This window comes from Pseudomonas sp. EggHat1 (assembly GCF_014892995.1).
GTDB classification, from domain to species: Bacteria; Pseudomonadota; Gammaproteobacteria; order Pseudomonadales; family Pseudomonadaceae; genus Aquipseudomonas; species Aquipseudomonas chaetocerotis.
This window is the reverse complement of sequence record NZ_JACKQK010000011.1, coordinates 99,398-119,527: the sequence shown is the minus strand read 5'-3', so window position 1 is coordinate 119,527 and position 20,130 is coordinate 99,398. Positions and strand designations below refer to the sequence as shown.

The window sequence follows — 20,130 nt, the reverse complement described above, 5'->3', positions numbered from 1 at the left end:
ATCTGCCCGCCATGACCAGATGCTTTGCCCTGCTGCTCTGCCTGTTCATCCTGCCCGCTCCGGCGCAGGAGGAAATTCACGTCGGTGTCGAACTGCAGCCCTATCAGCCTTATTCGGATGTGGAGAACGGCGAATACCGTGGCTATGCACGCGATTTGCTGGACGCTTTCGCCGCCGAGTACGGCTACCGCTTCATCTACTCGCCGCTACCGGTGAGGCGCCTGCTCGGTGATTTTCTGTCCGGCCGGGTCGACCTCAAGTTCCCCGACCACCCGCAATGGAACGCCGACCAGAAAGCAGGCCAGCGCATCCACTACAGCGCCCCGGCTGCGCCCTACATAGACGGCATCCTGGTCAAGCCGCAGCACCTCGGCCAGGGCCAGCAGCGTATCGAATTGCTCGGCACGCAGAACGGCTTTACTCCCTGGCCCTATCTACAGGACATTCGTGCCGGAAAAATCCGCCTGATCCAGGCCAATCAGATCGACTCGTTGCTGCGCATGGCAGGCAGCGACCGCGTCGACGGGGTCTACCTCAACCCCAGGGTAGTGGCTCACCAACTCAGGCAGATGCGCATGGCCGCCGACAGCCTGGTGTTCGACCCAGAGCTGCCGCACGTGGAAGATCACTACTACCTGTCGAGCATCCACCACCCGCAACTGATCGAGGCGTTCAACCGTTTTCTCGAAGAGCGAGCCGAACTGGTCGGAGAAATCCGCCGTCGCCACGGGCTGTGAGTCGGCCCGTGGCGCGGCCGCGGCTCAGTACTTCCAACTGACGCTCATGCTGGCATTACGCGGAGCGCCGTAGTAGGCCTGAGTCCAGTACAGGCTGCTCAGGTACTTTTCGTCGGTGAGGTTGTTGAGGTTGGCCGACACGCTCCAGTTCGGGTCGATGTCGTAGCTGGCCATCAGATCGACCACGGCGTAGGCGTCCTGCCTGGCATCGGCAGTGCCGATAGACGTGAAACCGTCGTCGGCAGTCAGCGGCACGGCGATCTTGATATCGTCCTGCCAGCGCACTGCGGCACCGACCTTGAGCTTCTCCATCCCCGGGATACGGTAGGTAGCGGCCGCCTTGATCATGTGTTTGGGCGAGTAGGTCACGGCATGCCCGCCGTCGGCATTGGTGATATCGACGAAGGTGTAGCCAGCGCTGAGCTGCAGGCCGTCCAGCGGTTCACCGGAGAACTCCAGCTCGTAGCCTTCACTGGTCAGGCCTTCCATGGCGCGGTAGTAGGCGACCGAACCTCGCATACCAGCCTGCTCGGCGAAGTTGTCCTGCTCGGTACGAAACACCGCCAGGGAAAGGTTGACCTTGTCGTCGAACAATTCGCCCTTGATCCCGGCTTCGTAGTTCACTCCCTCCAATGGCGCCAGACGCGAACCCGTCAAGTCGGTCTTGGTCTGCGGAGTGAAGATTTCGGTGTAGCTGGCGTAGACCGAGTACTGCTCGTTGAGGTCATAGACCACGCCGGCATAGGGCACGACCTTGCCACTGTTCTTCGACGACTTGGCCAGACCGTAGTTGGTGCCATCGCTCTTCACATCGATCACCCGAGCACCGGTGATCAGGCTCAAGTCGTCGGTCAGGCTCCAACGGGCAGCACCGTATACGCTCTTCATACGATCAGTGAAATCACTGCCGGCGCTGCCATTGTCATTACGCGGCTTCGGGTAGTCACCACTCCACTGCTCCAGCGGCGGCAGCATGGTGCCGGTACTCAAGTCATACCAGGACAAGTCCTCCAACTCGGAGCGCGACCAACTGCCACCCACTGCAGCCTCGTGCTGGCGCCCGGCAAAGCTGAACGGGCCGCTAGCCTGCACATCGACGATCAGCTGTTTGTTCTTCTCGCTGTACTCGGACGGATAGGAGTACAGACCGGCACCAGTCGTGCGATTGGGTGTGCCGTAGACGTAGAACATCGAGCCATCGCTTTTCTTCTCCACATGGGTGACCACGGTCTTGGCCTGCCAGCCGTTGTCGAAGGTATGCGCAAGCTCGGCGAAGGTGCGGTTTTCCTGGTTGTCCCAGTAAGCCCAGTCGGTGGAGGTGCTGGTAGAGCGCGAATAGTGGGTCTTGCCGCCGTCCTGATAGACCAGCGGTAACGCTCCCCACATCGGCGAATTGGCGTCGCTGGTCTGCAGGGTGTGGCCGAGGGTGAAGACGGTGCGGTCGTCCAGATCGAACTCCACCACGCCATGGAACATGTTCTTCTCGCGCGAATAGCGATCGAGGTAGGAGTTCTTGTTTTCGTTGGCGTACACCACACGTCCACGCACCGTGCCGGCATCATTGAGCGCGCCGGATACGTCAGTATCGATACGGCGCTTGTCCCAGGAACCGGCTGTCAGGTCCACGCGCGCCTGGGGCATGGCGGTTGGCCGCTTGCGCACGAAATTGACGGTCGCCGACGGGTTACCAGTGCCGGAAATCAGGCCGTTGGCGCCGCGAATGACTTCCACACGCTCGTACATGGCGGTATCCAGATCGCCCTCGACGTTACCGTAGACGAACGGCACGGAGATACCGTCGTACTGGAAGTTGGTGATGTCGAAGCCGCGGGCGGTGTAGTAGGTGCGATCCGTCTCGACTTCCTGCACCTGCACGCCCGGCACAGCTTTGAGCGCGTCATTGACGCTGGTGAGCTTGAAGTCGCGCAGTTGAGCGCCACTCAAGGTGGAGATCGATTGTGGCGTCTGTCGTGGGGTCAGGTCGAGCTTGGTCGCAGCGCTGCTAGGGCTGGATTTGTAGCTATCGACCTCGTCCACCGCACTGCTGCCAACCACGGTCTGGGCATCGAGTTCGAGCTGCTCCTGCTCGGCGGCCATGGTTTGATTGAAACTGCAGGCGGCCGCGATTGCCACGGCCAGGTGGGTTTTTCTGCTGAACAAGGGACGGTCTCCTGATGCGCTGTCGATAGCCGCTGGCAGTCCCTTCGCAGCCGAACGCCTCCCTGGCAGTACATTCACGTGAATGCAAATGCAAATTCTTATCTACAGAATTCTCGCAACAGAACACTCGCCTCGTCAATGCGAATTATTTACATTAAACCTTAAGCTCATTGCCCGCCCAAGCTGCTGCAGTCCGCGCTCACCCAGCGCGCGCGTCCTTCCATGCTGAAGGGCTGGCGACTATAGGTGCCGCGGGTCTGGATGGTGAATGCCTTATCGCTGGCGAAAAGGATCTCGCCTTCGCCCTGGGATTCGTGGCAGACGAAGCTGAATTTCCACAGTGTCGCGCTGCGCTCGAGCGTTTCATAACTGCAGCCTGACTTGGGGGCGTACAAGGGGATGTCCTGGGCCTCGATCTGCTCCGCAGTCAGACACCTCTGCATCCCGCCAGCAACCAGCTTGAACCCCTGTTTGGCGAACCCGGCCTCCGCCCTCTGACGGCTATCGGGTGGCAAACTCTGCAACTGTTCCAACATCTCCCGCGTGCCGGGGACGATCTGACCACCAACCTGCATGCTGTCCGTGCTGACTTCCCAGACGCCAGGCAGCATATCCAGGGCACTGGCCGAAGTCGGCAACAGGCAGAGGGCGAGAGGCAGGGCGAAACGGGGTATGGGGCGCATGACGATGCTCCTGACGGTGGTCCGTAAAGCCTAGTCGCTGCGCACCGGACGAACAAAACCCCCACCGACCTGCGCCGCATGGGGGTTCTCTTCTTTCTTTCCACCAGCACTTGTGGCGCCGGGAGCATGGGTTCGCGCTGGCGAACCTAACCCGCGTCAGACGCGGGGGAGCTCAGCTCGCAGCTCCAGAGTTCCAACGCCGGCTGGCTCGCTTGTGGCGGGCCGAGCCAGTCGCTCATAGGGCGACAACGCTGGTTGAAACACAGTTGGTAATCCCCGGCTTCAGGCGTACGCCCGACTCGCAGGGGTTGCAAAGGCGGTAGCTGACGCTGGTAGTGCCAGCTGCCATTGCGCAGTTCGGCGCCGTCGGGAATTTCCATTCCGGCGCCGGAACCCTTGACTCGCGCCTCACCGAGAACCAGACCCTCGGCGGTGACGCGGTAATCCTCTTCCCAGCGAATCTTCTCGATGGTGTGGGTCCAGGCCAGGGTGAAGGCCGGTGTGGGCAACTCTGCCCATACCGCGCCAGCCAACCCCAGGCACAGACCGATCACGCTGTCGCTGCCTCGGCACGGCGGGCGCGCCAGACGTGCTGAGCGATGAAAATGGCGCTGAGTACGAAGCCGATTTCGTCACTGACCGGGGTGGCGAGAATCAGGCTGGCGCCAGCGGCCAGACCCAGAATGCGCTCCCACCAGGTCAACTTGGCCTGCAGGTAGCCGGTGAACACTGCACCCCAGATACCGATGGCCAGCATCGCCTTGAGGCCGACGTAGGCGGTCGCCAGCAGGCTATCGCCCTGCAGCATCAACGCCGGCGAGTAGACCGCCATGAAGGGCACGACGAAGCCAGCCACCGCGATGCGTACGGCCCACAGGCTGATCTTCAGACCACGCTCCTTGGCGATGGGCGCTGCGGCGAAGCAGGCCAGCGCTACCGGCGGCGTGAGGTCGGCCATGATGCCGAAGTAGAAGACGAACATGTGCGAAACGATCAGCGGCACGCCCAGTTCCAGCAGCGCCGGCGCAGCAATCGAGCTGGTGATGATGTAGTTGGGGATGGTCGGGATACCCATGCCCAGCACCAGGCAGGTGAGCATGGTCAGCACCAGCGACAGGAACAGGTTGTCCTGGCCGATGGCGAGGATGTAACCGGCGAAGGTGGACGCCACCCCGGTCAGCGATACCACACCGATGATCACACCAACCAGGGCACAGGCGATGCCCACCGGCACGGCATGACGCGCGCCCTCGACCAGCGCGTGCAGGCACAGGGTCAGGGTTTCGCGGCCGCCCTTTACGAACCAGCAGATCGCCACCAGCAGGGCGATAACGCCGAACACCACGCCGATACCGAGCCGGAAGAAGCCGGCGCAGAGCACGCCGAGGGCGATCCAGAAGGCGAAGCGCATGGCCTTGGACGAAACCTGCAGGATGATCGCCGAGCCAAGGATGACCATCGCGGTCAGGGCCAGGCCGACGGTACCGGAGAACAGCGGGGTACGACCGGAGAACAGCAGGTAGATGAGGATGAACAGCGGGATCAGCAGGAACCAGCGCTCGCGCACGGCCTTCCACGGGTTCGGGCATTCCTCCTTGGGCAGGCCGCGCAGGTTGGCGCGCTTGGCCTCCAGGTGAACCATCCAGAACACCGAGCCGAAGTACAGCAACGCCGGGATCAGCGCGGCCTTGGCCACTTCGAAGAAGGGCACGTTGATGGTCTCGGCCATGATGAAGGCCACAGCGCCCATGATCGGCGGCATGATCTGGCTGCCCATCGACGCAGTCGCCTCGACGCCACCGGCGAAGGCCGAACGGTAGCCGAAACGCTTCATCAGCGGGATGGTGAACTGGCCGGTAGTGACCACGTTGGCGACGCCGGAGCCGGTGATGGTGCCCATCAGCGCCGAGGACACCACCGACACCTTGGCCGGGCCGCCGACCTTGTGGCCGAACAGGCCCATGGCGAAATCGGTGAATAGCTTGATCATCCCGGCCTGCTCGAGAAAGGCGCCAAACAGGATGAACAGGAAGATGTAGGTCGCCGACACATATGTCGGCGTGCCGTACAGGCCTTCGGTGCCGAACGACAGCTGGTTGACGATCTGGTCGAGGCCGTAACCGCGATGCATCAGCTCGCCCGGCAGATACTGGCCGAGCATGCCGTAGGCGAGGAACAGCGCGCAGATGATCGGCAAGGCGATGCCCATGACCCGGCGGGCCGCTTCGAACACCAGCGCGATCAGGATCAGGCCGATGACCATGTCGCCGGTGGTCAGGTCGCCCGAGCGCTGGATCAGATCCGCCTCGAAGTACCACTGATAGATCGCCGTGGCCATGCCGGCCAGGCCCAGCAGCCAGGCCATGGGCTGCCACGGACGACCCTTGCCGAGCGCCGGGAAGCTGATGAACACCAGCAGCAGCAGGAAGCCGACGTGCACCGCACGCAGCACCTGGGTCGACACCGGGTGAAAGGCTGCGGTGATGATCTGGAAGATGGAAAACAGCAGGGCGACGGCAAAGAGCGCCTTCGGCCAGTCGGACGGGCTGGCAGCCAGGCCGTTGTTTTGTTCACTCATGGAGTGCAAACCTCATGACTACTTCGATACGGGGACAGAGTCGCCAACAAAACCCACCGTCCATGAACGCCGGTTTTATTCGCGATTCTGGGGGTTCTGTCCGTTCCAACCTTTGCGCTGTAGGAGCGGATTTATCCGCGATTTTCTCGCGAACATCGCGGCTGAAGCCGCTCCTACAAGAGCAGAGTTGGCGTGGATGCAGAGCAGGCAGGCCGCGACCCATGCCGCGGCCTGAACCGGCATTACAGCGCGCCGGCTTCCTTGTAGAAGCGCTCGGCACCCGGGTGCAGCGGGATCGGCAAGTTCTTGGTAGCGGTTTCCAGCTTGATGTCCTTGGCCGCAGAGTGAGCGGTGCCCAGGCGGTCGAGGTTGTCGAACATCAGTTTGGTCATCTGGTAGGCCACTTCGTCGGAAACGCCTTCATGGCTGACCAGGATGTTGGTGATGGCGACGGTAGGTACGTCGGCGTCCTGGCCATCGTAGGTACCGGCCGGGATGGTGGCAGCCTGGTAGGCAGCGTTGTCGATCTTGGTAGTCACTTCGGTCGGGATGGCAACGAAGCTGATCTTCATGGTCGAAGCCAGGTCACGAATGGCGGCCATGCCCAGACCGGAGGACTGCAGGGTGGCGTCCAGCTGGCGGTTCTTGATCAGCTCGACCGACTCGGCGTACGGCAGGAATTCGACCTTGCCCATGTCCTCGTAGGTCAGGCCAGCCGCTTTGAAGATGGCGCGAGCGTTGAGCTCGGTACCGGACTTCGGCGCGCCGACGGAGATGCGCTTGCCCTTGAGGTCTTCCAGGGTCTTGATGCCGGATTCGGCGTTGGCAACGATCTGGATGTAGTTCGGGTAGGTACCGGCAATGGCGCGGATTTTCTTCAGCGGCGCCTTGAAGCCAGCGTCTTCGACGCCGTTCCAGGCATCGGCTACCGAGTCGCCCAGAGCGAAAGCCAGCTCGCCACGACCGGCTTGCAGCAGGTTGAGGTTTTCCACCGACGCCTTGGTCGCCTGGACCGAGGTCTTGGAGCCCTCGATGCCGTTGCTGTAGAGCTGCGAAAGGGCCACGCCAATCGGGTAGTACACACCGCTGGTACCACCGGTGAGCACGTTGATGAAGGTCGGGGCGGCAAGCACAGCGGTGCTGGCAGTGATGGCCGCGGCGGCGGCAAACAGGCTGAGTTTCTTGGTCAGTCGCATGGAAGTATCTCCGTCGTTGTTATTGGCTGTATGCAGAGTTTCACTCTAGACGACGCCGCACAGGCAGCGCCGACATTGCGCGATCAGCAGCGCAGGGTTCAGCTTCGGACAAGAGCCGCGGCAGGCGCAGCACGGAGGCCCATGCACGGCAGCGAATGCGGCATGGCGCGAGGGACATGGCAGTTCATGGGCTGACCTCTTGTCGTTGTTATGGTCGCCACGTCGGCAAGATGCTGCGCGGCTACAACTGTCATAGCAGATGCCGTGCCAGGGGCTGGAAAGCCCGAGATAGAGGGGTTTTATCGATAGACCCATGGGTCACTGAGCGGGAAACCGCTTACACCCGAGCGAGCATAGGCAACAATCCGCTTACCAGGTAAACGGACGCAATCCGAGAATGAGGTGATCACTACCTCCCGGATCGCATCCGGGTTACGGCTGCTCGCCAGACCCTAGGGTGCGCCGTGCGCACCGGCTGACTCGAGAGCGTGGCAACAGGTGCGCACCGAGCACTCTACATGCGCCGCGCCTGTCTATTCCTCGCCGCCCGGCAGGTAATCACCGCGTGCCAGGCCATGACGCTGCATCTTCTCGTTGAGGGTGCGGCGCGGCAGTTGCAGCATTTCCATTACGGCAGCGATGTTGCCCTGGCATTGCAGCAGTGCGTTGTGCAGACATTGCGCCTCGAAAGCCTCGATCTGCTGCGCCAGCGCCTGGCCAGCAAAACGCTCGGCCGGCGGTGGGCTGGATAGCCCCAGGGCATGGCGCTCGGCAGCGTTGATCAGCTCACGCACGTTGCCCGGCCAGTCATGACCGAGCAACCGAGCCAGCTCGCTCGGGGCCAGTGGCGGCGCTTCGCGCCCATGACGCAGCGCCGCCTCGTGGGCGAAATGTTCGAACAGCAGGGGAATGTCCTCGCGGCGCTCGCGCAGCGGCGGAATATGCAGGGTGGCGACGTTCAGGCGATACACCAGGTCCTCGCGAAAACGCCCGGCCTTGACCTCGTCGAGCAGGTCCGGCTTGGCCGCACTGATTACCCGCAAATCGACCTGGATGCTCTTGTTAGAGCCGAGGCGTTCCAGGGTCTTTTCCTGCAGCACGCGCAGCAGCTTGACCTGTTGCGCCAGCGGCAGGCTCTCCACCTCGTCGAGAAACAGGGTACCGCCATCGGCATGCTCGATACGGCCGATGCGCCGCGCCTGGGCGCCGGTGAAGGCGCCGCTTTCGTGGCCGAACAGCTCGCTTTCGAAGATGGTCTCGGGAATCGCCGCACAGTTCAGCGCCGCGAAGGCCTTGCTGGCACGCGGGCTGAAGTCGTGCAGGCTGCGCGCCACGCGCTCCTTGCCGCTGCCGGTCTCGCCACGGATCAGCACATTGACCGAGGTGCCGGCCAACTCGAGGATCTGCCGGCGCAGGTTTTCCATCGACCGCGAAATGCCGATCAGTTGGCTCTCGATACGGCCCTTGTCGGCCACCTGCCGACGCAGCTGACGGTTCTCGCAGACCAGCCGGCGCTTGTCCAGTGCGCGACGCACGCTGTCGAGCAGACGCTCGGGGGTGAAGGGTTTCTCGATGAAGTCATAAGCGCCCTGACGCAGCGCCTGCACTGCCATGGGCACATCACCGTGACCGGTGACGAGGATCACCGGCAGGTCGGTGTCTACCTGCAGCAGCTTGTCGAGCAGTTGCAGGCCATCGCTGCCGGGCATGCGCACATCGCTGACGACGATGCCGGGGAAGTCGCGGTCGACAAGCGCCAGCGCTTCGGCCGCGCTGGCGCAGGTACGCACATCGAAACCGGAAAGCTCCAGCCACTGCTGCACCGCCTCGCGAATCGCCGCTTCGTCGTCGACCACTATGACCTGAGCGCTCATGGCACCTCCTGTTCAAAACGGCGGGCAGTGTAGCCCGACGAATACAATCCGGGGGAACGACCGGTGCACACGGCGCACCCTACGAAGCTGAGCCTGCATTTCGCGGCTGAAGCGGAATGCAGCCCAGCCGCCCCACAAGCCCTAGCCGTAGGGTGGATGACGCTTCACCCATCCACCGTGACCGCGACAACCTTGGTGGATGAAAACAGCGTCATCCACCCTACGGCCTGCCACCCGGCATCAAGGCGCAGCCGGCAGCCTCAGGGTAAACACCGCACCCAGCTCACCATTGTGCGCCTCCAGCATGCCGCCGAGATCGCGCACGATACCGTAGGACACCGCCAACCCGAGCCCCAACCCCTGCCCCACCGGCTTGGTGGTGAAGAAGGGTTCGAATACCCGACCCAGGGTTTCCTCGGCGATGCCACCGCCACTGTCCTCGACGCTGAGCAGGCAGCCGTCGTCTTCGCGGGCGATGCGCACCAGGAGGATGCGCGGCTCGCTGTCGGCCATGGCATCGAGGGCGTTGTGCAGCAGGTTGAGAATCACCTGCTCGATGCGGATCGCATCACCCAACACCTCGGCCTCGTCGTCGATCTGCGTGCGCAGCTCGACCTGCTCGCTGCGCATGCGTGGCGCCAACAGTTGCAGGGCCTGCTCCAGCACGTCACCCAGGCACAGGCGCTCGCTGAGGCCGGCCGGGGTCTTGCGGGCGAAGGTCTTGAGGTGGCCAGTCAGCGCGGCCATGCGCTGCAGCAGACCATCGATACGCTGCAGACCCTCGCGCACCGCTTCCGGCCGACCACTGCCCGCCAGCAGGCGCAGGCTGCCGAGTTGCATCTGCAGGGCGGTCAGCGGCTGATTGATCTCGTGCGCCAGGGCCGCCGACATCTGCCCCAGCGCGGCCATCTTGGCAGCATGCACCAGGCCGTCCTGGGCTTCGCGCAACTCGGCGGTGCGCAGCGCCACCTCGCGCTCCAGACGTTCGCGGATACCAGCCTGCAAGCGCTGGTTCTTGCGCCGCTGGGCGAGGAACAGAAACAGGAAGGCTAAGGTCATCCACACGCCGGCAGCGGCCAGCCGATAGCTGCGCACACTGTCTGCCAGGCCGACCGGCTCGCTGAGCAGATGCAGGGTCCAGCCCTCCTCGGGCATGTGCAGGCGCTGCCAGAGATAATCGCGGTTGCCGTCAGGGCCATCCACACGCGCCCAGTCCGCATCGGCGTCAATATGCCGGTGCACCTGATGCGCCAGCGGCTGCAACGCCTGCTCGGCATAGCGGCGCACCTCCACCAGTTCAGCACGCGCCTGCTCGTTGAGCGGCTGCAGAGCGCGGAAACGCCAGATCGGCTTGTTGCTGAGGATTACCACCTGATAGCTGTCGGCGACCATCAGCACCCCGGGCTGGCCGACCCATTCTCGCTGCAGGTCTTCCAACTCCAGCTTGACCACCAGCACGCCGAGCAGTTCGCCCTTGTCGTCGCGCACCACATGAGAAAGGAAGTAGCCGGGAATCCCCGTGGTCACACCTACCGCGAAGTAGCGCGCGCCGCCATCACGCAAAGCGTTCTGAAAATAAGGGCGAAAGGCGTAATTATTGCCGACGAAGCTGCTCCAGTCGCGCCAGTTGCTGGCCACCAGGGTTTCACCCTGGGCATCGAGCAGATACAGCACGGTGGAGCCGGCGGCCGCGTTGAGCCGCTCCAGGCGCTGGTTCAGCGCCAGGCGCAGCTGACGATCATGCGGTGCGCGCAGCAGGCTACGAATGTCGCTGTCCAGCGCCAGCACCTCGGGTACCGAGCTGAAGCGCTCGACCAGGGTTCGGATCGACTGGGCATAGAGCTGCAGTTGCCCGCGCGCCTCGACGCTGCGCTCGTCCCAGGCGCGGTGCTCGGCATAGCGTCCACCCAGCCACAGGCTCACCAGCAGGCCGGCAAGAATCGCCAGGACGGTGAGCAGAACGCGGGAGCGATAACGGGGACGCTGCGGCAAGGGCATGGGCGGCTCGCGGAATCAGAACGAGCCGCATGTTACCCCATCAGGCGTAGAGGTCAGCACGTGTCCACGGCAGATCATGACCACCGTCATCGCGCGGCTTCACCGCCAGGATCTGATGCAGGTTCATCCAGCCATGCTGGAAGCCATAAGCGCAGCCGGCCAGGTACAGGCGCCAGATGCGCAGGGATTTTTCCGGTACCCACTGCGCGGCCTTCTGCAGTTGCCGCTCCAGGCCCTGGCTCCACAGCTGCAAGGTGCGCGCATAGTGCAGGCGCAGGCTCTCGACGTCGACGATCTCCAGCCCGGCCTCGCTGATCGCCTTGCTGATGGTCACCAGATGCGGCAGCTCGCCCTGCGGAAACACGTAGCGGTCGATGAACTCGCCGGCGCCACGACCCACCGGGCGGCCATCGGTGAAGCGCGAGGTGATGCCATGATTCATCACCAGACCACCGGCCCTGACAGCGCCGAACAGGCGCTGGCAGTACAGCGGCAGATTGGCGTGGCCAACGTGCTCGAACATGCCGACGCTGACCACTTTGTCGAAGCGGCCATCTTGCGGCAGGTCGCGGTAGTCCAGGCGCTCCAGAGTCACACGGCCCTCAAGACCCTCTTCGGCCACACGCTGCAAACCCAGCTCCAGCTGGGCGTGACTGAGCGTGATGCCATAGACCTCGACACCGAACTCGCGCGCAGCAAAACGCGCCAGGCCGCCCCAGCCACAGCCGACATCGAGCAGCCTGTCACCCGGCTGCAGGCGCAGCTTGCGACACAGGTGGCGCAGCTTGGCCTGCTGGGCCTGATCGAGGTCTTCCTGGCCGGTTTCGAAGTAGGCGCAGGAGTAGACCATGTCGCGGTCCAGCCACAGCTGGTAGAACTCGTTGGACAGGTCGTAGTGATAGCTGACGGCCTCGGCGTCGCTAAGCTTGTCGTGGGCGAGGTAATGCTGCGCGGGTGCGGATTCATCACCGAGCAGTGCCGTGCTCAGCGCATCGCCAACTTCGATGGCTTCTTCAATGGAACCTTCCAGATCTACCCGTCCTTCGACGTAGGCCGCGCCCAGTGCATCCAGGCTGGGGTGAGCCAGTTGCGTGACCAGCGTGGGATCCTTTACCACCAGCGTCACCCGGGGTTTGGGCCCCAGATCGATCTGTTTGCCGTCCCACAGTTTCAGGCGCAGCGGCAGTCGTAGATCACGAAGTGCGGTGGGCAATTGCGCGAGCATGGTCATCCCTCCTGGCCAGGAGTGCGTCTTACAGAGACTAGCTCAGATGACCTTTGCACCCTTCCAGCAGTTCGATCCTGGCGACTAGCGGCGCGTGTGATCGAAACGACTGGCGCAGAGTACGCCTGAGTTCGCTGGCGGATTGCGTCGTCATGCCTAAGCCGGCAGCGGCTGAGCGCTATCGACCCGCTGCAGCAGGCCGTCAGCCAGCCACTGGCGCAACCAGCTCACCGCTTGAACCGGTGCCTGTTCGCCCAGATGCGCCAGCTCGCCGCACAACTCGGCAAAGCACCAACCCTGCACGGCCATACCCTGCAAAGCCGCCGCTTCATCAGCGGCCAGACTGCGATAGCGAGTAATCAGTTGGTCGCGCCAGATCACACAGGTCTGCGCCTCGGCCAATGGCTGGCTGCCGGGGAAGTCGCCCTGCTCCTTGCACGCACGCCAGATCGCCAGGCTGTTATGCCGGCACTCGAGCCACTGAACGCTCGGCAGCAGGCGGACTTGCAAGGTCGGCCACGCCTCGGCGGGCAGCTCTGCCATCTGCGTCAGGCTCAGGGGCTGGCCCTCGGGCGCATCGAAGGCCAGGGTAAAGGCCCATTCCAGCTGCGCCAGTTCGCTGAGCGGCGCGGCTTGCGCGGGTATCAGGTAGCCCCCGATGAACGCCGCCAGCTGTGCGCCGAGCCAGCGCAGGCTGAAGTGCTGCGAGGGGTGCGCATCGAGATAAGCCAGGGCCAGGTTGTCGAACTCGTCGTCACCAAGCCAGCCATGCAGCGCCGGATAGTCACCACGCAAGGCTTCCAGCAGGCGCGCACGGTAAGCGTTGTGATAGATCGCCAGACCCTGTTCGGCACTCAGCGCCGCGCTGCCCAACAGGCTGGCCTGCAAGGCCGGGTTGGGCTCGGCATCGGGGCTGAGCAAATAGGCCTGGACCTGCGCCTGCCAGTCACTCAGGCGCATTGCGGCGTGCCTTGCAATGCTTGAGCGGCGAACCGGCGCGCGGTATTCAGCTCATCGAGCAGCACGTCCAGATCGGGAAAATGATCGTCGCGCTCCAGCAGCGTGGACACCGGGCCGAGGTGTTGCAGCGTGCGTTGATAGAGCTGCCAGACCGGGTCGCTGACCGGCTGATCATGGGTGTCGATCAGGTAGCTGCCGTAATCACTGTGGCCGGCCAGGTGCAACTGACGGATGCGCGACCTGGGCAGGCTGCTGATAAAGGTCCAGGCATCGAAACCATGGTTGCGCGCGCTGACGTAGACATTGTTGACGTCCAGCAACAGCTCACAGCCACTCAACTCGCTGAGCGCGGCGAGAAACTGCCATTCGCTGAATTGATCATCGGCGCAGCGCAGGTAGCTGGAGACGTTTTCCAGTACCAGCGGCCGCTCGATCACGTCCTGCACCTGGCGCACCCGCGCGGCCACATGCTGCAGGCTCTCCTCGGTGTAGGGCAGCGGCAGCAGGTCATGCAGCTGGTGGGCATTGCCCCGGCTCCAGCACAGATGATCGGAGATCCACGCCGGCTGCACGCGCGCAGCCAGTTGCTTGAGCTGACGCAGGTAGTCGCGGTCCAGCTCGTGCGGGCCACCAATCGACAGCGACACGCCATGCATCACCAGCGGGTATCGCTCGCCGATGGCATCGAGAAAGTAGAGGGCCTTGCCGCCCGCTACCAGGTAATTTTCCGAGACGATCTCGAACCAGTCGATGGCCGGCTGCTGCTCGAGAATGGCTTGGTAGTAGGTGCTGCGCAGGCCCAGGCCGAAACCCAGATTACCGCGTTGAGCATTCATCGCTGGCTCCTCGCTCGGTGATGCGGGGCAACCGCAGCGCGGCCGCCCCAGCTCACTTACTCGCCGACAGTACCGCCTGCGGCATTGCACTCAGCGAGTGTCATCGACTTGAAGCCGTGACCTTTGCAAGCACCCTGGCCTTTGCAGCTGTTTTCGGCGGTCTTGCAGTCGTTCTGGCCTTTGCAGGACGTGACACCGTAGCAATGTACCTTGGCTTCTTCAGCCACTGCTACGGTGCTTGAGAGACCAGCGAACAGGCTGGCAGCAGCGAAGGCGATGGCGGCACCAGTAGCAGCGGTGGATTTCATGGTCATGTGCGTATCCTCGGATGATCTGGGTTAGCCGGGCTAAGGTGTTTTGCGTGCCGGCATTCAACTAGAGCGACGAGGCGAACTGGCGTTACAGCAGCGCTGAAAAAACTTTCGCGACTCAGCGCCGACGCAGCAACAGAACGAAGAACACCCCACCGATGGCGGCGGTGACAATGCCGATGGGCAGGTCCTGCGGCGCCAGCCAGGTGCGCGCGGCGACATCGACCCAGACCAACAACAGCGCCCCCAGCAGCGCCGCCACCGGCAACACGCGACGGTGCTCGGCGCCGACCAGAAAGCGCGCCACGTGCGGCAGCATCAGCCCGACGAAGCCGATGGCACCGGACAGCGACACCAACACCCCGGTGAGCAGCGAGGCCACCACGAACACCAGCAGGCGCACCCGGCGTGGCTCCAGCCCCAGGCTCACCGCACTCTGCTCGCCAGCCATCAGCGCGTTCAGCGCGCGGCCCAGGCCCAGCAGCACGGCCAACGCCATCAGCAGGCACACGGCCGGCAGCCAGAGCAGCTCCCAGCGCGCCAGCCCCAGGCCGCCAAGCATCCAGAACAGCACCGAGCTGGCCGCGTGCGGGTTGCCCAGGTACAGCAGCAGGTTGCTCGCCGCCATCATCACGAACGACACCGCCACTCCGGCCAGCAGCAGCCGATCACTCTCCAGCCGCCCGCCACGACTGGCGATGGCCAGCACCAGCAGCATGCTCGCCAGCGCACCGGCGAAGGCCGCCAGAGGCAGGCTGAGCAGGCCGGCGAATTCGCCCAGGTAGAGCACCACGAGCACGGCACCGAAGGCTGCGCCGGAACTGACCCCGAGCAGATGCGGATCGGCCAGCGGGTTGCGCGTCACCGCCTGCAGCGCCGTGCCGACCAGCGCCAGCCCGGCGCCCACCAGCGCGCCAAGCAGCACCCGTGGCGCGCGCAGTTGCCAGACGATGCTGTCCTGGCCGACGCTCACCGCCACATCGGGCACGCTACCGAACAGATGCTGGCCAAGGATCGCCAGCACGCGCTCGAGCGGCACCTGCGCCGCACCGAAAGCCAGCGAGACGGCGCAGGACAGCGCCAGCAGCACGCTCAAACCGAGCAGCAACAGACGAAATCGACTCACTGGGCAAAGGCCTCGGGGTGCAGCGCCGCCGCCAGCGTCTCGATGGCCATCGCATTGTCCAGGCTCGGGGTGACGGCCAGGTAAGACAGCACCACGAAACGCTGCTCGCGGATCGCCGTCACGCCCTGCAGCGCCGGATGCTGCAGGAGAAAATCGCGCTTCTGCGCCGCCGTGCGCTCACCATAATCGACGATCAGGATCAGTTCCGGGTCCTGCTCGACCACCGACTCCCAGCCGACCTTCATCCAGTTGGCCGCCACCCCATCCATCACATTGCGCCCACCCGCCGCCTCGATCAGCGGCTGCGGCATGCCCAGACGTCCGGCGCTGAAGGGCACGTCTTCGCCGCTGTCATAAACAAATACGCGCGGACGCGTCGGCTGCTCACCGAGCTGCGTGCTGACGGCGGCAACGCGCGCCTGCATCCCTTGCACCAGTGCTTCGGCGCGATCCTCGACGGCAAAGATGCGGCCCAGGTTGCGCAGGTCGTTGTACAGATCATCGAGACTGGCGACACGACCCGGCATGACATGCGCACAGGACTCGCTCAGCTCGTACACCGGAATGCCGAAGCGCTCCAGGCTGGCCGGGGTGACCTCGCCGCCGATGCGCATGCCGTAGTTCCACCCGGCGAAGACGAAATCGGCGCCCGCGCCCAGCAGGTTCTCCAGCGAGGGATAACGCGCGGCCAGTTCGGGCAGGTCATCCAGATCGGCCTGCAGCTCCGGTGTCGGCGTCTTCCAGCCACTGACACCGCTGTAGCCGACCATGCGTTCCTTCAGGCCCAGGGCCAGGAGCATGGCGGTCAGGGTGATGTCGTGGCTGACCGCACGCTGGGGCGGCTGCTCGATGGTCAGTTGGCGGTCGCAGCTGGTGACGGTGACGGCCCAGGCGGGGCTGGCCAGCAGCAACGCCGAGAGCGCGAACGTGGGTAGGAGCGGCTTCAGCCGCGAATGACACAGACTCATCAAACGATCCAGGTAATACGCGGATGACCCGCCAGTGGATGGGTATCGACCAGCGCCCGCACGCCGAACACCTGCTGCAATAGCTCGGCGGTGAGCACCTCGGCAGGCGTACCGATGGCCACCAGACGGCCGTGATCCAGCACGCAGAGACGGTCGCAGAAGGCTGCGGCCAGGTTGAGGTCGTGGAAGCTGGCCAGCGTCGCCAGGCCCAGCGCCTTGATCTGGCCGAGCAGTTCGAGTTGGTAACGCGGGTCGAGGTGGTTGGTCGGCTCGTCGAGAATCAACAGTTGCGGCTGTTGCACCAGGGCGCGGGCCAGTAGCGCGCGCTGCTTCTCACCGCCGGACAGCTGGGCGAAAGGCTGCCGCGCCAGCGCAGTGAGGCCGACCCGCGCCAGTGCCTCGCTGACCAGGCGCTGGTCGTCGGCATCGTCGCCATCGAACAGGCCCTTGTGCGGCGTGCGGCCCATGGCCGCCACCTCATGCACGCGCAGGCCGAAGTCCTGCGGAAACTCCTGCAGCACCACCGCCACCCGCTGCGCGCTCCAGCGCGGCGAGCGCTGCCACAGCGCCTCGCCGTCCAGCTCGACGCAGCCGGCGCTGGGCCGCTGGAAGCGGTAGGCGCAACGCAGCAGGCTGGTCTTGCCACTGCCGTTGGGGCCGATCAGCCCCAGCAACTCGCCGTCGCCAACGTCCAGGTCGATGCCGTCGAGCAGCGGGCGCTGCCCATCAGGCGACCAGGCCAGCTCGCGGATGCGCAGGCGACCCATCAGAAGCTGTAATCCGCAGTGACGAAGAACGAGCGCGGCGCCCCCAGGTACCACTGCTCGCCGTCGCTGCTGGCGCTGGTGGCGTACTGGCGGTCGAACAGGTTGTTCAGCTCCAGGCCCAGGCGTACGTCCGGCAATGCCTGCCAGCCGATAGTGGCGTCGACCACTGTATAGCCGGGCACCTTGGCGGTATTGGCGGTATCGGCGTAACGCGCATCGACATGACGCGCACCGATGCCAGCGTCCACCCCGCCGCCAAGCGCCTTGTTCAGCCACAGGTTGGCGGTGCGCTTGGGCACGTTGGTCGGGCGATTGCCACTGCGGTCGCCACCACCTTCGATGAAGTCGTCGTACTCGGCACGCACCAACGCGGCGTTGGCCGACACCTGCCAGCCCTGACCCAGCGCCAGTTCCAGCGTGGCTTCCAGACCATCGGAAGACTGCTGGCCAATCTGTTCGGTGGGCGAGGTCGGGGTTTCGCGGCTGAGCAGCTTCTTCTTGACGATGTGGTAGGCGGCCAGCGTCCACTCGCCCTGGCCATTCCAGAACATCTGCTTGAGGCCGATTTCGCTCTGCCTGGCTTTGCTCAGGTCGAACTGCTGCTGGCTCGGGCTGAGGGTCAGCAGGTTGTTCACCCCTTCGGTGCTGGTGGCGTACTGGCCGTACAGCGACAGATCGGGCGTCAACGCGAAGACCAGGCCGGCGCGCCAGTTGCCGCCACTCAGGCTGCGGTCGACGCGGCTATCGCTCAGCAGATCGTCGCGCTGGATATGCACCTGGTCACGACGCACGCCGGTGACCAGCGACAGGCGCTCGCTGAGCTGGGTACGGTTCTCGGCGAACAGCGAGAACTGCCGGGCCAGGTTGCGCTCACGCGGCCCGTAACCGCGCGGATCACTGCTCTGGTACTGACCGCCACCGGAGCCGGCCAGTGGCACGCTGTCGCTGAAACTGCTGGCAAAGTCGTGCTGACGGGCGAAGTGGATACGGTTGTAATCCACACCGACCAGGGTGCGGCTGTCGAGGCCGAACAGATTGTGATCCAAGGTGAAACTCTGGCGGTCACCGACCTGTTCCTGGGTGTGCTTGATCTCGTAGAACTCGCTGCGCTCGACCCTATCGCCCGGCTGCCAGCGGTAGGCTTCGGCGTTGCGCCAGTAACGCTGGGTCTTGATGTAGTAGAGCTGGTTGCTGGCACTCAGCACATCGTTGATGTGCCAGTCGGTGGTCAGGCGGGTGATCTGGTCGTTGTAGCGAATGTCGGCATTGGCGACGTTGTAATTACGATCACGAATGCTCTCGCGGTATTGACCACCGACCAGCGGGGTGCCGAAGTAGCGCTCGGGGCTCTGGTCACCGTGATCGTGAGACAGCGTGAAGCTCAGGTCATCTCTGGCGTCCCAGCGCAGGGCGGCACTGAGTGCAATGCTGTCCGAATCCCCGCGGTCGACCCAACCATTGCTGGCCTGTTGGTTGACGTTGAAGCGGTAGCTCAACGAATCGCTCAACGAGCCACCGCTGTCCAGCGCAGCCTGACGGCGGTCGTCGCTGCCGTAGCCGAGGCGTAGCTGGTTGCGAATCTCGCCCGCGAAGGGCTTCTTCGGCACCACGTTGATCACCGCGCCCGTAGCGCCTTCGCCATAGAGCACCGACGCAGGGCCACGCAGCACGTCGATGCGCTGCACCGACCAGGTGTCCACCGGGAAGGTCACCGTACCCGCGCCGATATACTGGCGAGTGCCGTCGTACAGTTGCATGGTCGAGGAATGGCCGCTGAAACCACGCGCCGACAGCGCCGTACCGCCATTACCCGGCGTGCCGATGCTGCTGATGCCCGGCGTGCGGGTCACGGCATCCTGCACGCTGCGGTTGTTGCGCTCGCGCACTTCGGCGCCGCTCAGGCTGGTGGTGCTGGCCGGCGTTTCCATCGCCGACAGGTCGAGGCGTGAGCCGGACGTGGTCGGCGTATGCAGGGTGGTCTCGCCCTCCTCCGCGGCTTGCGCCTGGACGGTTACAGCGGGGAGATCGACAGCGGACTCGTCGGCCAGGGCGGTACCGCCAGCCAAGACCAGCAATGGCAGGGAACAGAAGCGCAAGAGGTGTAGCACGTGAACAATTCCGGGGCGTTGAAGAGGCTCGTCGAGTCGCTTCGAGGCGTTGGAATCGGGCCTTGCAACGGCCAGTGACGACCGCTGATGACCCTGGCCTGAAGCGATAATGTTATTGTTATAACATAACATTATCTTGTTTTGCAGGTAACCGGAACCGGGCTCAGGCCCTTCTTTCAGGCAGGAAGAAAAGAGGTTCTTGTAGCGGAAATGGCGCGCCATATTGCTTCCATCGCAGAGAGAAAAGGCACGGCAATCCGATGGAAATGCGCAACAGCAGACAGGGGCACGAGGGCGCCCTACTGGAGTCAACGCCCGCCCACCGCGGGTTGCCAGACACAAACGACTCCAGGCCGGTCTCCGGGCTTGCGAGGGTCATGAACGCATCGCCTTCCCATGCGCGTGGCGCACAGTGGCGTTTCGATGCGGTCGCTCGCTTACCGTTGCGGGGGCAGCGTCGGACTTCAACCGACTTCCCGTTTCACCTCACGCGCGGCGGCGTGAGACACCTGAAGCGGGGCGGATATGACCACCCGCACCCGCTCAAGTCAAGGCGCAGGGGCAATTGTGGGAGGCGCTTTGGGGCAGACTTAAGCGTAGGGT

16 protein-coding genes and 1 riboswitch are annotated in these 20,130 nt (G+C 64.1%); of the genes, 1 reads left to right on the top strand and 15 read right to left on the bottom strand.

The window, feature by feature from the left end:
- Window positions 1-11 precede the first annotated feature (11 nt).
- Entirely contained in the window at window positions 12-737 is a 726-nt protein-coding gene (locus INS93_RS17490) for a substrate-binding periplasmic protein (RefSeq protein WP_192984327.1), read from the top strand.
- Window positions 738-761: 24 nt separating this feature from the next.
- Here the strand turns inward: INS93_RS17490 and INS93_RS17485 are convergent, their stop codons facing one another.
- The 15 genes from INS93_RS17485 to INS93_RS17415 all read right to left on the bottom strand — a co-directional run bounded on the left by INS93_RS17485 (window position 762) and on the right by INS93_RS17415 (window position 19,527).
- A complete protein-coding gene (locus INS93_RS17485) occupies window positions 762-2,897 on the bottom strand; it encodes a TonB-dependent siderophore receptor (protein WP_192984324.1) in 2,136 nt (711 codons plus the stop codon).
- 167 nt (window positions 2,898-3,064) lie between these two features.
- Window positions 3,065-3,580, bottom strand: a complete 516-nt coding sequence (locus INS93_RS17480; protein WP_192984321.1) for a DUF3617 domain-containing protein — start codon at window positions 3,578-3,580, stop codon at window positions 3,065-3,067.
- Between the two features lie 146 nt (window positions 3,581-3,726).
- A complete protein-coding gene (locus INS93_RS17475; protein ID WP_192984319.1) occupies window positions 3,727-4,134 on the bottom strand; it encodes a DUF1850 domain-containing protein in 408 nt (135 codons plus the stop codon).
- Window positions 4,131-6,158, bottom strand: a complete 2,028-nt coding sequence (locus tag INS93_RS17470) for a TRAP transporter permease (RefSeq protein WP_192984316.1) — start codon at window positions 6,156-6,158, stop codon at window positions 4,131-4,133. Before INS93_RS17470 ends, INS93_RS17475 begins: the two co-directional genes overlap by 4 nt.
- Before the next feature lie 242 nt (window positions 6,159-6,400).
- Window positions 6,401-7,354: a TAXI family TRAP transporter solute-binding subunit gene (locus INS93_RS17465; protein WP_192984313.1), complete on the bottom strand. Its 954-nt coding sequence runs from the start codon at window positions 7,352-7,354 to the stop codon at window positions 6,401-6,403.
- Between the two features lie 533 nt (window positions 7,355-7,887).
- Window positions 7,888-9,228, bottom strand: a complete 1,341-nt coding sequence (locus INS93_RS17460) for a sigma-54-dependent transcriptional regulator (protein ID WP_192984310.1) — start codon at window positions 9,226-9,228, stop codon at window positions 7,888-7,890.
- A gap of 240 nt (window positions 9,229-9,468) precedes the next feature.
- Window positions 9,469-11,226 (bottom strand): ATP-binding protein, encoded by a 1,758-nt coding sequence (locus INS93_RS17455; RefSeq protein ID WP_192984307.1) that lies wholly within the window; start codon window positions 11,224-11,226, stop codon window positions 9,469-9,471.
- Between the two features lie 40 nt (window positions 11,227-11,266).
- Complete coding sequence (gene cfaB, locus INS93_RS17450) at window positions 11,267-12,451, bottom strand: C17 cyclopropane fatty acid synthase CfaB (protein ID WP_192984304.1); 1,185 nt, start codon at window positions 12,449-12,451, stop codon at window positions 11,267-11,269.
- Window positions 12,452-12,607: 156 nt separating this feature from the next.
- Entirely contained in the window at window positions 12,608-13,411 is an 804-nt protein-coding gene (locus INS93_RS17445) for a DNA-binding domain-containing protein (RefSeq protein ID WP_192984301.1), read from the bottom strand.
- A complete protein-coding gene (locus tag INS93_RS17440; RefSeq protein ID WP_192984298.1) occupies window positions 13,402-14,247 on the bottom strand; it encodes a DUF692 domain-containing protein in 846 nt (281 codons plus the stop codon). The genes INS93_RS17445 and INS93_RS17440 overlap by 10 nt, the downstream gene beginning before the upstream one ends.
- A 56-nt stretch (window positions 14,248-14,303) precedes the next feature.
- On the bottom strand, window positions 14,304-14,561 hold the full coding sequence (locus INS93_RS17435) for a hypothetical protein (RefSeq protein WP_192984295.1): 258 nt from the start codon (window positions 14,559-14,561) through the stop codon (window positions 14,304-14,306).
- Between the two features lie 115 nt (window positions 14,562-14,676).
- Window positions 14,677-15,684, bottom strand: coding sequence for a FecCD family ABC transporter permease (locus INS93_RS17430; protein WP_192984292.1), 1,008 nt, complete (start codon window positions 15,682-15,684; stop codon window positions 14,677-14,679).
- Window positions 15,681-16,652, bottom strand: coding sequence for an ABC transporter substrate-binding protein (locus INS93_RS17425; RefSeq protein ID WP_192984289.1), 972 nt, complete (start codon window positions 16,650-16,652; stop codon window positions 15,681-15,683). The genes INS93_RS17430 and INS93_RS17425 overlap by 4 nt, the downstream gene beginning before the upstream one ends.
- Window positions 16,652-17,419 carry an ABC transporter ATP-binding protein gene (locus INS93_RS17420; RefSeq protein WP_192984287.1) on the bottom strand — a complete coding sequence of 256 codons (768 nt, stop codon included), beginning with the start codon at window positions 17,417-17,419 and terminating at the stop codon, window positions 16,652-16,654. The genes INS93_RS17425 and INS93_RS17420 overlap by 1 nt, the downstream gene beginning before the upstream one ends.
- The gene (locus tag INS93_RS17415; RefSeq protein WP_192984285.1) at window positions 17,419-19,527 is read right to left on the bottom strand and encodes a TonB-dependent receptor; all 2,109 of its coding nucleotides are present in this window, start codon (window positions 19,525-19,527) and stop codon (window positions 17,419-17,421) included. The genes INS93_RS17420 and INS93_RS17415 overlap by 1 nt, the downstream gene beginning before the upstream one ends.
- Before the next feature lie 333 nt (window positions 19,528-19,860).
- A riboswitch (cobalamin riboswitch) is annotated at window positions 19,861-20,055 on the bottom strand.
- Window positions 20,056-20,130: the final 75 nt, after the last annotated feature.